This window comes from Curtobacterium sp. L6-1 (genome assembly GCF_018885305.1).
Lineage (GTDB): Bacteria > Actinomycetota > Actinomycetes > Actinomycetales > Microbacteriaceae > Curtobacterium > Curtobacterium aetherium.
The window spans coordinates 638,947-652,143 of sequence record NZ_CP076544.1 but is presented as its reverse complement, the minus strand read 5'-3'; the positions used below and the strand labels follow the sequence as shown (position 1 = coordinate 652,143).

Sequence of the window (13,197 nt, the reverse complement as noted above, 5' to 3'; positions counted from 1 at the left end):
CCTTTACTTCTTCGTCCGGAGCTGTTCGGTGTACGCGACGCACTCCTCGTACGTCGGCAGCAGGCCCTGCTCGGCGGCCTGCTCGAGGGTCGGCGCGGTGGTGTCCTTCTCGGACAGCACCGGCTCGCCGATCCCGTCCGGGAGCTCGAGGCCCACGGTCGGGTCGAGGATGCTGATCCCCTTCTCGCGCTGCGGGTCGTAGTGCGCGCTGACGAGGTAGTTCACGGTCGACCGGTCCTCGAGCGCGACGATCGCGTGGCCGAGGCCCTCGGACAGGTACACGGCACGGCGTTCGACGTCGTCGATCCGGACGGCGTCCCACTGCCCGAACGTCGGCGACCCGACCCGGATGTCGACGACGTAGTCGATGAACGCACCGCGCACGGCCGTGACGTACTTGGCCTGGCTCGGCGGTACGAGGGCGTAGTGGATGCCCCGGGCGACACCGGCGGCGGACACCGACATGTTTACCTGGCGGAGGTCGAGCGCGTGCCCGACGGTCTCCTCGAGCACGTCGGCACGGTAGGCCTCGAGGAACGCACCACGGGCGTCACCGTGCTGGACGGGCGTGAACTCCCACGCGCCGGGGATCTTCAGTTCGCGGATCTGCACCGGGGCAGCCTAGCAAGGGGCCCGATCCCGGTGGCCGGGACCGCGCCGGGGACCTCCCGGTGTGCTCAGGCGAGCCCGAGCGCCGCCCGCCAGGCCCGTTCCCCCGGGGTGTCGACGCCGGGACCGACGGTGCGTTCGGCGAGCACGGTCCGGCGGGCGCGCGCGACGCGGTCGTCGGCCTCGCGGAACGCCGTCTCGAGGGCGGTGCGCCACGCGGCCGGCTCGTCCCCGACGAGCAGCCCACCGGCGCCCGCGACGCCGGCGTACGAGGGGCGGTCCGAGCCGACGAACGGCAGGCCGAGCATCGTGTACTCGAGGAACTTGAGGTCGCTCTTGGCGTCGTTGAACCGCTCGCCGGTGAGCGGTGCCACCCCCGCGGACCACCGGTCGGCACGCTCCCGCAGGAAGGCGACGAAGTCGGGGTGGTGGACGGCGTCCTCCGGCAGGGCGAGCCGGTCGAACCAGTCGTCGTCGTCCCCGGTGACCCCGACGACCTCGAGCCGGACCCGTCGGCCGTCGGCGGTCACGAAGTCGTCGAACACGGGGCGGAGCAGGTCGAGGTCGCCGCCGTGGGTGGCGCTCCCCATGTAGAGGACGCGTCGGTCGCCGGTCGGGTCCGGCCGCGCGGGGCGGGTCGGCCACGGCTCGGGCTGCACGCCGTTCGGCACGACGACCGCGTCGACGCCCTCGGCGGCCAGGACCGCCCGGAGCGGCTCGGTCGCCACGACCACCGCGTCGGCCCCGCGGACCAGGCGGTCCACCGCGGCCAGGCGGTCGGCGTCGTACTCTGCCTGCGCGAGCCGGGCACGGGCCTCCGGGGTGAAGAAGTCGTCGTCCACCTCGGCGACGATGCGGGTGCCCTCCCCGGCGGCGCGCGCGAAGGCCGCGTCGAGCGACGCGAGCGGGAAGGCGTCACGCTGCACGAGGATCGCGTCGAGGTGCGCGGTGTCCGAGCCGTCGGCCCAGCGGACCGGATCGACCTGCGCGACCCGGGCGGCGCCGGAGGCGGCGAGCGCCGTCATCCGCGCGACCACCCGGATGTGCGCCGAGGCCGGGTGCACGCCGCCGGCGCCGTGCACGACGAACCCGACGAGCGGCGGCTCGGCGGGCGGAGCGGGGGTCCGGCCGCGCAGCAGGCGGGCGACGGTCGAGCGGAGCGCTGCCATGCGCCCATCGTGGCACGACGGACACCCTGGTCTGCTTAGACTGTTCCGTCTTGGCGTCCGTCGGGGATGCTCCCCGATGCTGCGCCGGACCTCTCGTCCGCCGACCCCAGGGACCGCCAGCTCGTGAAACTGTTCGTCCAGATCCCCTGCCTCAACGAGGAGCAGACGCTCCCCGATGTCCTCGAGACCATCCCGACGTCGATCCCGGGCATCGACGAGATCGAGATCCTCATCATCGACGACGGCTCCACCGACCGCACCGTCGAGGTGGCGAAGGCGCACGGCGTGACGCACTTCGTCCGGCACACGCGCAACATGGGCCTCGCGCGGTCCTTCCGCGACGGCGTCGACTACGCCCTCCTCCACGGCGCCGACATCGTCGTGAACACCGACGGCGACAACCAGTACCCGCAGGCGCACATCACCGAGCTGGTCCAGCCGATCCTCACCGGGGACGCGGACATCGTGATCGGTGACCGGCAGACCCGCACGATCGAGCACTTCTCCGGCTTCAAGAAGACGATGCAGCAGTTCGGCTCGTTCGTCGCCAGCCGTGCCGCCGGGCTCGACCTGCCCGACGCCGCGAGCGGGTTCCGCGCGTACTCGAAGTACTCGCTCATCCGCCTGAACATCGTAACGCGCTTCAGCTACTGCATGGAGACCATCGTGCAGGCCGGGTACAAGCGCCTGGCGATCGCGAGCATCCCGATCACGACGAACGCGAAGACCCGCGAGTCGCGGCTGTTCAAGAACATCTGGCAGCACATGTTCCAGTCCGGGTCCGCGATCGCCCGGGTGTACCTCATGTACCGGCCGATGGCGCTGTTCGCCTCGGTGAGCGCGGTGTTCGGCGTCGCCGGCCTCATCCCGTTCGTCCGCTACCTGGTGCTGCTCCTGGCGGACTCGGGCGGCAACCACCTGCAGTCGCTCATCCTCGGCGTGACGCTCGTCATCGCGGCCCTGCTGTCGATCACCATCGGCGTGGTGGCGGACCTGACCCGGTTGAACCGGACGCTCGCCGAGGAACAGCTCGACATGCAGAAACTGGCGCGGTACGGCGACTGACGTCGTGGCCACCGACCGCCCGGAGCCCGCACCGCGTCCGTCGTCCCGCCCGTCGGACGACGGCGTCGTCCGACGGGCGGCCGTCCGGCGTCCGGAGGCCGTCGCCCTCGCCGCGGTCGTGACGCTGTTCGCGGTGCTGCTCGGGCTCTGGGCGGTCCTCGTCCCGCCGTTCCAGGCACCGGACGAGAAGGCGCACTTCGACAGCGCCCTGCACCTCGCCGTCGGTGACCCCTGGGTCGACCCGGGCGACCAGCGGATGACCGGCATCGTGCAGGCCGCGGCGGGGCAGGCGGCGGCGGGGACCACGGCGGTTCCGGCGGCCGACCGCTCGACCGTCGCGGCCCTCCGTGCCGAGCACCCCGGGGCCGACCCGGCGGCCGTCGACCAGATGACGCAGCACCCGCCGACCGCGTACGCGGTGCAGGCCACGGTGCTGCGGGTCGTCGGGTTCGAGCAGCTGCGGTGGGACCACGCCCTGCTGCTCCTGCGGCTCGTCGACGCCCTGCTCCTGCTCCCCCTGCCGGTCCTGGCCTGGGCCGCGGTGCGTCGGCTGACCGGCTCGCCGCGGACGGGCCTCGTCGGGGCGGCCTCGCTCCTGGCGGTGCCGGAACTGGCGTCCGTCGGTGCGTCGGTGACGAACGACGCGCTCACGATCACGCTCGGGGGCGTGGTCACGGTGCTGCTCGTCCGGGTCCTGACCGCCGACCGGCGTCGCCGCACCCTGCTCGCCCTGGGGACCGCGCTCGGCCTGCTCGTCGTGACGAAGGGCACCGGTCTGCCCGCCGTGCCCGTGGTCGCGCTCGGGCTGCTGGTCGCGCCGGGGGTCGTGCCGCGCGGTCGTCGCCTGCTCGAGACCGTGGCGGTCCTCGCGCTCGCCACCGCGATCGGCGGGTGGTGGTGGATCCGCAACGTCGTGCGGTACGGCACGGTGCAGCCCGACGGGTACGCGGCGATCCGACCGCCGCAGGCCTTCCCCGCCGGACAGGGGCCGAGCGCCGCCACGTTCCTCGACGTGAGCTGGGGCACGGTCACCCGGACGTTCTGGGGCAGCTTCGGGTCGAACGCCTACGCCGCCCTGCCGGTCTGGCTGACCGTCGGCCTCACCGTCGTCGCCGTGGCGCTCGTCGCCGGCTGGGCGTTCCGGCGGTCGCCCGTCCGGCGTGCGGTCGTCGTGCTCGCCGTGTTCCCGGTCCTGCTGCTCGCCGCGCAGACGGTCACCAGCCTCCGCGCCTACCTCGACACCGCGCAGGTCGTCGGGACGCAGGGCCGCTACCTCTTCCCCGGTCTCGTCGCACTCGTGGCCGTCAGCGCGGTCGCCTGGCGCCGCCTGGCCGGCTCGGTCCGGGTGCCGCGGGTCGTCCGAGAGGCCCTGCCCGCCGCTGCCACGGCCGTCGCCGGCGTCGTCGCCGGCCTGGGCATCCGCACCGCCGCCACGACGCTGGTGCCGACGAACGCGTCCGGCTACGCGGTCTGGTCGGCCGGACCGCTCGGCGACCGCGCGGTCACGGCGGGCTGCGGGCTGCTCGTCGCCCTCGCGGTCGTCGCCGTCCTGGTGGTGAGTCGGGTCGGGCGGGAACGCCCGGTCCACCCCGACGCGGCCGTCCACCAGCCGGAAGCCCTCCCCCACTAGACTGCTCGCCGACCGCACACGGCCACGAAAAGGAAGTCACCGTGAAGATCCTCGTCACCGGAGGGGCCGGGTTCATCGGCTCGAACTTCGTCCGTCGAACCCTGCAGGATGCCTACCCCGGCCTCGAAGGCGCCGAGGTCGTCGTGTACGACGCCCTGACCTACTCGGGCAACCTCGAGAACCTGGCGCCGGTGGCCGACTCCCCGCGCTACAGCTTCGTCGAGGGCGACATCCGCGACGCCGCGAAGCTCGACGAGGTCGTCCCCACGGTCGACGCGATCGTGCACTTCGCCGCCGAGTCCCACGTCGACCGGTCGGTCCGCGACTCCGGCATCTTCGTCGAGACGAACGTCGTCGGCACCCAGCGCCTGCTCGACGCCGCGCTCCGCCACGGCACTGAGCGCTTCGTGCACGTCTCCACCGACGAGGTCTACGGCTCCATCAGCGAGGGCTCGTGGGACGAGGACCGCCCGCTCGAGCCGAACTCGCCGTACTCGGCGTCGAAGGCCGGCAGCGACCTGCTCGCCCGCAGCTACCACCGCACGCACGGGTTGAACCTCTCGATCACGCGCTGCTCGAACAACTACGGGCCGTACCACTTCCCCGAGAAGGTCATCCCGCTCTTCGTCACGAACCTGATCGACGACAAGAGCGTCCCGCTGTACGGCGAGGGCAACAACATCCGCGACTGGCTGCACGTCGACGACCACACCCGCGGCATCGCGATGGTCCTCGTCAAGGGCCGCGCAGGCGAGATCTACAACATCGGCGGCGGCACCGAGCTGACCAACAAGGAGCTCACGCAGCTGCTCCTCGACGCCACCGGCAAGGACTGGTCGTCCGTCGAGCACGTGCAGGACCGTCTCGGCCACGACCTGCGCTACTCGGTCGACATCTCGAAGATCCAGGCCGAGCTCGGCTACGAGCCCCTCGTGCCGTTCGAGCAGGGCCTCGCCGACGTCGTGCAGTGGTACCGCGACAACCGCGCCTGGTGGGAGCCCCTGAAGGAGCGCGCGGCGCTCGCCTGAGCCCCGTCCACGCCATGACCCGCTTCCTCATCACCGGTGCCGCCGGCATGCTCGGCCAGGACCTCCAGCAGGTCCTGGCCGGACGTGACGTCACGGCGCTCTCCCGGGCCGACCTCGACATCACCGACCAGGCCGCCGTCCGTGCCGCCGTCGCCGGACACGACGTCGTCGTCAACGCCGCCGCCTACACGAAGGTCGACGACGCCGAGTCCCACGAGGACGACGCGTACGCGGTGAACGCGACCGGCCCGGCGGTCCTCGCCGCGGCCGCGGTCGACGCCGGCGCGCGCCTGGTCCAGGTCTCGACCGACTACGTGTTCGACGGGAACGGCACCTCGCCGTACGACGAGGACGAGCCGACCGACCCGCTCGGCGCGTACGGCCGCACGAAGGCCGCCGGCGAGGACGCGGTCCGCGCGATCGCCCCCGACTCGTCGTACATCGTCCGCGCGGCGTGGCTGTACGGCGCCGGCGGGCCGAACTTCGCGAAGACGATGATCCGCCTCGCCGGGTCGCACGAGACGGTCAGCGTCGTCACCGACCAGGTCGGGCAGCCGACGTGGACGAACGACCTCGCCCGGCAGATCGTCGCGCTCGTCGACGCGGACGCGCCCGCGGGCACGTACCACGGGACGAACGGCGGACAGGCGTCCTGGTTCGACTTCACCACGGCGATCTTCACCGAGGCGGGGCTCGACCCGGCCCGCGTCCTCCCGACCGACAGCGGTGCCTTCGTCCGTCCGGCACCCCGACCGGCCTACAGCGTCCTCGGGCACGGCGGCTGGGCACGTGCCGGCATCGCGCCGATGCGCGACTGGCGCGAGGCCCTGCACGCCGCCGCGGCCGCGGGGGTCCTCACAGCGTGAGCGCACCCACCACCCTCGTCGTCGGTGGCGGCGGGTTCCTCGGCACGGCCGTCCGGACCACGCTCGCGCAGCGCGGCCACGACGTGGTCGTCCCGAGCGTCCCGTGGTCCGAGCCCGAGGCGGCGGGCGCCGTGCTGCGCGCGGCGCTGCACGAGGTGCAGTCCGCGCCCGGCCGGTGGAACCTCGTCTGGTGCGCGGGCACCGGTGTCGTGGCGACCGACGAGAGCGCGTTCGTCGCCGAGTCCGTCGTCCTCGACGGCGCGTTCGGCGACGCGGACGCACCGGTGACCCCCGGCACCGCGTTCTTCGCGTCCTCGGCCGGCGCGGTGTTCGCGGGGTCCACGGCACCACCGTTCGACGAGTCCACGGAGCCGAACCCGCTCGCGCCGTACGGACGCAGCCGACTGCTCGCCGAGGAACGCTTCGCCGCCTGGGCGACCGCGACGGGCACGCGACTCCTCGTCGGGCGCATCGCGAACCTCTACGGTCCCGGCGCGAACCTGCGGAAGCGACAAGGACTCGTCTCGCAGCTCGCGCTCGCGCACCTCGAGGGTCGGCCGTCGTCGATCTACGTGCCGTTCGAGACCACCCGCGACTACCTCTACATCGACGACGCGGCGGCCATGGTCGCCGACGGGCTCGACGCCGTGGCCGCCGCCGCACCGGGCAGCACCACGACGAAGATCTTCGCCTCGCAGGTCGGGCACACCATCACCGAGGTCGTCGACGCCGTCACCGCGGCCCTCGGGGAACCGCTCGACGTCCGCGCCGGCCACGACCCGTCGTCGACGTTCCACGGCACCGACCTCCGGTTCCGGTCGACCGTCCTCACCGGTATCGACGACCGCACGCTCGTGCCCTTCGACGAGGGCGTCCGCCGGACCGTCGACGCGGTCCGCACGAACCACCACACCGCCACGGGAGCTCCATGACCAGCCACCGCCGCCGGACCGCACCGCGATGGGCGCGCCTGCCGGAGTGGGCGACGCTGACCGTCTGGGCGGCGACCCTGCTCATGGTCGCCGCGTCGGTCGCCCGCGCCTTCACGTACCCGCCGCTCGGCAGCAAGGACGAACCGGCACACTTCGACTACGCGGTCCTGCTCTGGCACGGCCGCTTCCCGGTCTTCGAGGACGGCATCACCTACGGCACGACCTTCGGCGTCGACGCCCCCGTCCAGTGGGTCTCGCAGCACCCGCCGCTGTACTACCTGGTGCTCGCGCCGATCGTCGGCCCGCTCTACGACGGTGACCACGCCCTGATCGCCGTCCTCGCCGGACGCATGGTGAGCGCCGTGATGGCCGGACTCGTGGTCCTCGCCACCGCTTGGGCCGCCTCGCGCTGCTTCCCCGGCCACCGTCGCCTGCCCGGCGGCGCCGCCGTCGTCACCGCCCTCGCCGGCATGCTCGTCCAGCAGGGTTCCTCGATCTACAACGACGTGCTCTTCGTCGTGTTCTGCGCCCTGGCCTGCGGTGTCGCCGGGGCCGCGCTGCGCACCGGGGTCGGGCCGCGCCTCCTGGTCGGTGCCGCGCTCGTCGGCGCCGGCGGCATGGCGACCCGCCTCACCTTCTTCGTCTGGCTCATCGCGATCTGCGCTGCCGTCCTGCTCGCGCCGACCGTCCGGCTCGGCCGGTTGCCGGCGGTCTGGGCCCGGCTGCTCGCCGCCGCGATGCCCGGGCTCGCCGCGCTCGTCGCCGCGGGCTGGTGGTACGTGCACAACAAGCAGACGACCGGCAACTTCAGCGGCCGCCACGCGCAGTGGGGCCTCGAGAACGCCGGACGCGTCGAGCGGCCGTTCCTCGACATCACGTTCGACCCCGAGTTCTACAAGAGCCTGTTCGGCGTGTACCGCGGCATCATGAAGCCCGCCGACCCGACGCAGTGGGTGCTCATGCTCGGGCCGATCGTGCTCGCGGTCGTCGTCGGCCTCGTCGCGCTCGTCCGCCGCACCCGCAGCGGGACCGCGCTCCCCGTCCGCCGGGTCGCCCCGCTCGGCTGGATGCCGGCGTGGCTCTCGGTCGGCCTCGTCGTGGCGATGTTCGTCGCCGTCACCCTGCTGCTCGTCGTCGTCGAGATCCAGTACGTCACCGGCGGCGGCGCCCCGATCACCCGGTACGCGCTGACCGTCCTGCCGCCGATCGCCATCGCGATGTCGGCCGGCCTGACCGGCTGGCGCTGGACGTCGGGCGTCTTCACCGCGCTCTGGATCGCCCTGGCCGTCGTGCCCTACCTGACCCTCGTCGACCTCCACGTCGTCGGCATCGTGCCGCACGCCGCGCGGGTCGTGCAGGTCATGTTCGTCGTGTCCCTCGTCGCCATGGTGGGTTGCGTCGTCGGGGCGTTCCTCGACGCCCGCCGACGTCCCGAAGCCCCGGCCGCCGTGTCCGGCCCGGGTACACCGACCACCGACGGCACCGCAGCCGAGGACACCGGAACCGACACCCCGGCCGCCGAGGACCGCGCCGACGGGCGGGGCGACACCGCCCTGCTGGACCGGACCGACTGACCGCACCGTCGTGCTGACACGCCGGACGCTCCTCGGTCTGCTCGCGGCAGGGTCCGCCGGTGGTGCCCTCGACGTGGCCGCCGACGGACCGGTCGCGGACACCGCCGACGTCGTGCTCACCGCGACGCCGCGCACCGCGACGTCCCGGATCAACGCCTGGCTGGCCCGCGACGACCTCGGCACCGGGTACCGGCGGCTGCGGGGCTCCGTCGTGCTCACGGCGCCGCTGATCGTCCCGGCCGGGGTGCACCTGGACGCCACGGGAGCGGACGTCACCGGACCGCGCCGGGACAACCTGCTCCGCAACGCCGCCGCGGTACCCCTCGCCCGGACGAGCGGCTCGATCCGTGCGCGCTCGACCACGCTGACCACGACGCAGCCGGTCTTCGCACAGGCGACCGTCGGGCAGCGCGTCCAGGTCGTCGGCGTCGGACCACGCGCCGGACACCGCCGCGCGCCGGGGTCGCTGTACGCCCGGATCACCGAGGTCACGTCGCCGCGTCGGGTGTCGCTCGACCTGCCCGCCGACTCGACCGACCACGAGGCGACGGTGTACCTGCACGCCCCGGTCGACGTCGGCATCACCATCCGCGGCGGCACCTGGACGAACCGCAACAAGAACCACATCGCGCAGACCACGCAGTCACACGGTGTCCTCATCCGGCGGGCCGCCGACCTCACGCTGACCGGGATGACCGTCCGTTCCGTCGGCGGGCCGCAGATCGGCGGCCAGTACGGGGTCGCGCTCGGTGACGTCACCCGGGTCACCGTCACCGACCTCCGCTTCGTCGACACGGCGTCCGACGGCCTGCACGTCACCGGGCCGGCGCAGGACGTCGTCGTGCGCCGGTTGTCCGGGCGCCGGACCGGCGACGACCTGCTGGCGTTCACGACGGTCGACGGCCAGACCCGCGACGGCTCGCGCCTGGGCGACTGCGAGGGCGACATCACCGACGTCGTCGTCGAGGACCTGCACTCGGACGAGTGCCACAGCCTGCTCAAGCTGACCTCCGGCATCGGGGCGGGCGGCCGCCAGCGCCACCTCGAGCGGTTCAGCGCGACCGGGGTGCACGGCGCGGTGACCGGCGCCTCCCCCGTCAACGTCCTCGACTACGCCGGGCCGACCTGGTTCTCCGGCACGATCAGCGACGTCACCGCCACCCACGTCGGCAGCCCGAGCGTCAACGTGCAGGCGTCCCGCCTCGGTCGGGTCACCGTCAGCGACGTCGCCTGGCCCGCCTCCGCCCGTGCCCCGAAGGACGGCGTCGTCAGCTTCACGGGGACGTCCGCCGAGTCGATCACCGTCCGCGGCGTCACGAGCCGCTCGGTCGCCGGCCGCTCCGACCAGCCCGGGTGTGCCGTGCGCCTCGCCGTCCGCAGCGTCCGCGAGGTCCACGTCGAGGGCACCCGATGCCCGGTGCTCGCGCCGCACTTCGACACCGTGCAGCTCGGCGCCCCGCGGATGCGGATCCAGCTGCTCACGGTTGCCGACGACCGCTCCGCGGCACGGACCGGTGACGTGCTGTCCCTCCGCGAGGGCTCCGGCCGCTACCGCATCGGCACCGCCCGGTTCACGGACCTGCGGCGCACGGGCGGCTCGGTGTGGGCAGCGGACGAGGACGGCGACCCCGACGCCCCGGCCACGTCGATCACGGTCGAGGGGCTGCAGGGCGGACGGGCGCTCGCGATCCTCCGCTCCCCCGCCCGGGTCACGCTGCGCGGGGTGCGGCAGCGCGCCGGGTCGGACGCCGCCGTCCGACTGGTGAGCGCCGCGGCCTCACCGGTCCGCGTCCTCGTCGACGACGCCCAGCGGCGGGCGCCGCTCGTCTCCCGCACGGGGCGGCAGGAGGTGTCCGTCGTCTCGACGGCGATCGGGACCGACGTGCGCGAGCTGACGCCGTTCCCGGGTGACGTCGTGCGGAACACCGGCCGGGAGCCCGCCCCGGGCGTCCTCGAGTACCGGACCGGCAGCGGCTGGGTCGCCGCCGACGGCTGAGGACCGGGCCGAGGCCGTCCTGCGCCTCGCCGGTCAGCGGCCGAGCGCTCCCGCGATGAGCGTGCGGTAGCGGTCGCCCACGGCCTCGACCGTGTACGCCGCCGCGGTCTCCTGCGCGGCCGCACCGAGACGCGACGCGAGGGCCGGGTCGGCGAGCAGCCGGTCCACCGCCGCCGCGAGGGCGCCGGCGTCACCCGGTGTCACGAGCAGGCCGTTCACGCCGTCCTCGACGACGTCGACGATGCCGGGCACCGCGGACGCGACGATCGCGCAGCCCGCGGACATCGCCTCGAGCAGCGCGACCGGCAGGCCGTCACGGTCGCCGTTGGCGGCCGGGACCGACGGGTAGAGCGCGATGCCGGCCTGTGCGTACTCGGCCGCCAGGCCGTCCTTGGACCGCGCACCGACGAACGACACGGCGGAACCGGCACGGGCCTCCAGGGCGCCGCGCAGCGGACCGTCACCGACGACCACGACCTCGGCCGGCTGCTCCCGCATGCGCTCGAGCGCGTCGAGCAGGACGGTCGCGCCCTTCTTCTCGACGAGGCGGCCGACGAAGAGGACGCGGCCGGGCGTCCGCTGCTCGCGCGCCACGGCAGCCGTGATCGGCGCGGTGTCGACGCCCATCGGAACGATGTGCACCTGCTCGTCGCGGGCGCCGAGCTTGCGCAGCTCGGCGGCCATGTCGGTGCTCATGCAGGTGATCGACGCGGCGCTGCGAATGACGGCCCGCTTGACGCGCTGGAGGACCGGGTGCCGCAGGGCGTACAGGTCGCCGCCCAGCGTGGTCACGACGCGCGGCAGGGATCCGAGGACGAGCTTGCCGACGGCCCCCTGCGGGATGATCCAGTGCAGCAGGGCGACGTCCGGCCGGGAGCGTGCGGCCTCCCGGCGGAGCGCGATCGCCATGGAGGCGAAGAAGAACGGCACCTGCAGCCACCGGACCGGCTTCGCGCGCAGGTTGTCCACGATCGCGCCGTCGGCCAGGTCACGCCAGCGCGACGGGAAGTAGTGGTAGCGCCGGACCTCGACGTCACCGATGCGCTGGTGGGTCGCGGCGCCCTTCGTCATCGGAGCGACCACGACGACCCGGTGGTCGTCGGCGAGTGCCAGCGCCAGGTCCAACACGAAGCCGGGGGTCCCGTCCCCCGGCTCGGCCGGGAAGGTCGACGCGGCGACCAACAGGGTCGGACGGGAAGCAGGGTCGCGGTGCATGCAGCGGTCTCGCTTAGAGTTGTCGGTCGATGGACGTTCGCCAGCCTACGGGGTCCGCCGCCGACGCAGCATCCGGCGACGACCAGACCGAGCCCGCACTCGCCGTGCCGCCCTCCGCCGCCGAGGTCGTGGTCGCGCCTCCGAGCCGTCGGGCCCGGATCCTCACCGTCGTGAAGTGGGCCGCGGCCGTCCTCGCGCTCGTGCTGCTGGTCCTCGGTGTGGTCGGCCAGTGGGACAAGATCGTCCGCGACTTCGCCCGGCTCGACGTCGGCACGGTCGCGCTCGGTGTGCTCCTGACGCTCGTCGCCCTCGTCGCGAACATGCTCTCGTGGCGGGCGATGATGGCCGCCACCGGGTTCCGCGTGCGCCCCGCGGCGGCGTCGTCGATCTTCTTCGTGGGCCAGCTCGGCAAGTACATCCCCGGCGGCGTCTGGTCGATCGCCGCGCAGGCCGAGCTCGGCCGTGCGCACGGTCTCGCCCGGACCGGCAGCGCCGTCGCCTCGCTCGCGTCGATGCTCGTGAGCATGGTCACAGCGGCACTCGTGGGCATCCTCGCGCTCCTGTTCGGCGCGCCCGACGGCCTGACGACCTTCTGGTGGCTCGGCATCGTCGTCGTGATCGGCCTCGTCGCGCTGACCCCGCCGGTGCTCGGTCGACTCATCGCCCTCGCCATGCGCCTGCTCCGCCGCCCGCCGCAGGACATCGTGCTGTCGTGGGGCGGCACCGTCATGTCGATCGTCTGGTCGGTCGTGATGTGGATCGCGTACGGCCTGCAGGCGTCGTTCGTGCTGCACGCCTTCGGCAGCGACTCCCCCGCCCTGTTCCCGGTCGCGACCGGTGCGTACGCGGTGGCGTGGCTCGTGGGCTTCCTGTTCGTCATCGCCCCGGCCGGCCTCGGCGCCCGCGAGGCCGTGCTCGTGGTGCTGCTCGGTTCCGTCACGACGCCGACCGGCGCGCTGGCCCTCGCGGTCGTCAGCCGGGCGTTCATGACGATCGGTGACGTCGTGCTCGCCGGTCTCGGTGCCGCCCTCGCGGTCCGGCACCGCCGCCGCACCGCCGCAGCCGCGGACCCCGGGAAGCCCCAGACCCGGCACTGGTAGTGTCACGGAGCGA

11 protein-coding genes are annotated in these 13,197 nt (G+C 73.6%); 8 read left to right on the top strand and 3 right to left on the bottom strand.

The window, feature by feature from the left end; all coding sequences use genetic code 11:
- Positions 1-3: 3 nt before the first annotated feature.
- The gene (locus KM842_RS03090; RefSeq protein WP_216260858.1) at positions 4-612 is read right to left on the bottom strand and encodes a dTDP-4-dehydrorhamnose 3,5-epimerase family protein; all 609 of its coding nucleotides are present in this window, start codon (positions 610-612) and stop codon (positions 4-6) included.
- A 65-nt stretch (positions 613-677) separates the two neighbouring features.
- Positions 678-1,778 (bottom strand): glycosyltransferase, encoded by a 1,101-nt coding sequence (locus tag KM842_RS03085; protein ID WP_216260856.1) that lies wholly within the window; start codon positions 1,776-1,778, stop codon positions 678-680.
- Positions 1,779-1,901: 123 nt separating this feature from the next.
- On the opposite strand from KM842_RS03085, the gene KM842_RS03080 reads away from it, so the two are divergent.
- From KM842_RS03080 to KM842_RS03050, 7 genes are read left to right on the top strand one after another with little or no spacing between them, the layout of a single operon-like run.
- Positions 1,902-2,843, top strand: coding sequence for a glycosyltransferase family 2 protein (locus KM842_RS03080; protein ID WP_216260854.1), 942 nt, complete (start codon positions 1,902-1,904; stop codon positions 2,841-2,843).
- Positions 2,844-2,847: 4 nt separating this feature from the next.
- Positions 2,848-4,473, top strand: a complete 1,626-nt coding sequence (locus KM842_RS03075) for a DUF2142 domain-containing protein (RefSeq protein ID WP_216260852.1) — start codon at positions 2,848-2,850, stop codon at positions 4,471-4,473.
- A gap of 41 nt (positions 4,474-4,514) precedes the next feature.
- Positions 4,515-5,501, top strand: coding sequence for a dTDP-glucose 4,6-dehydratase (gene rfbB / locus KM842_RS03070; RefSeq protein WP_216260849.1), 987 nt, complete (start codon positions 4,515-4,517; stop codon positions 5,499-5,501).
- A gap of 14 nt (positions 5,502-5,515) precedes the next feature.
- Complete coding sequence (rfbD, locus tag KM842_RS03065) at positions 5,516-6,367, top strand: dTDP-4-dehydrorhamnose reductase (RefSeq protein ID WP_216260847.1); 852 nt, start codon at positions 5,516-5,518, stop codon at positions 6,365-6,367.
- Positions 6,364-7,299 (top strand): NAD-dependent epimerase/dehydratase family protein, encoded by a 936-nt coding sequence (locus tag KM842_RS03060; protein ID WP_216260845.1) that lies wholly within the window; start codon positions 6,364-6,366, stop codon positions 7,297-7,299. The genes rfbD and KM842_RS03060 overlap by 4 nt, the downstream gene beginning before the upstream one ends.
- Positions 7,296-8,873: an ArnT family glycosyltransferase gene (locus KM842_RS03055; protein WP_216260843.1), complete on the top strand. Its 1,578-nt coding sequence runs from the start codon at positions 7,296-7,298 to the stop codon at positions 8,871-8,873. The genes KM842_RS03060 and KM842_RS03055 overlap by 4 nt, the downstream gene beginning before the upstream one ends.
- A 10-nt stretch (positions 8,874-8,883) precedes the next feature.
- Complete coding sequence (locus KM842_RS03050; RefSeq protein WP_216260841.1) at positions 8,884-10,869, top strand: right-handed parallel beta-helix repeat-containing protein; 1,986 nt, start codon at positions 8,884-8,886, stop codon at positions 10,867-10,869.
- A gap of 33 nt (positions 10,870-10,902) precedes the next feature.
- On the opposite strand, the gene KM842_RS03045 is transcribed toward KM842_RS03050, so the two are convergent.
- Positions 10,903-12,084: a glycosyltransferase family 4 protein gene (locus KM842_RS03045; protein ID WP_216260839.1), complete on the bottom strand. Its 1,182-nt coding sequence runs from the start codon at positions 12,082-12,084 to the stop codon at positions 10,903-10,905.
- Positions 12,085-12,113: 29 nt separating this feature from the next.
- On the opposite strand from KM842_RS03045, the gene KM842_RS03040 reads away from it, so the two are divergent.
- The gene (locus KM842_RS03040; RefSeq protein ID WP_216260837.1) at positions 12,114-13,184 is read left to right on the top strand and encodes a lysylphosphatidylglycerol synthase transmembrane domain-containing protein; all 1,071 of its coding nucleotides are present in this window, start codon (positions 12,114-12,116) and stop codon (positions 13,182-13,184) included.
- Positions 13,185-13,197: the final 13 nt, after the last annotated feature.

Excerpts from the sequence above, each read along its gene's own strand:
- KM842_RS03085 (WP_216260856.1), bottom strand. The coding sequence starts at position 1,778 with ATGGCAGCGCTCCGCTCGACCGTCGCCCGCCTGCTGCGCGGCCGGACC.
- rfbD (WP_216260847.1), top strand. The coding sequence starts at position 5,516 with ATGACCCGCTTCCTCATCACCGGTGCCGCCGGCATGCTCGGCCAGGAC.
- KM842_RS03055 (WP_216260843.1), top strand. The coding sequence starts at position 7,296 with ATGACCAGCCACCGCCGCCGGACCGCACCGCGATGGGCGCGCCTGCCG.
- KM842_RS03045 (WP_216260839.1), bottom strand. The coding sequence starts at position 12,084 with ATGCACCGCGACCCTGCTTCCCGTCCGACCCTGTTGGTCGCCGCGTCG.
- KM842_RS03040 (WP_216260837.1), top strand. The coding sequence starts at position 12,114 with ATGGACGTTCGCCAGCCTACGGGGTCCGCCGCCGACGCAGCATCCGGC.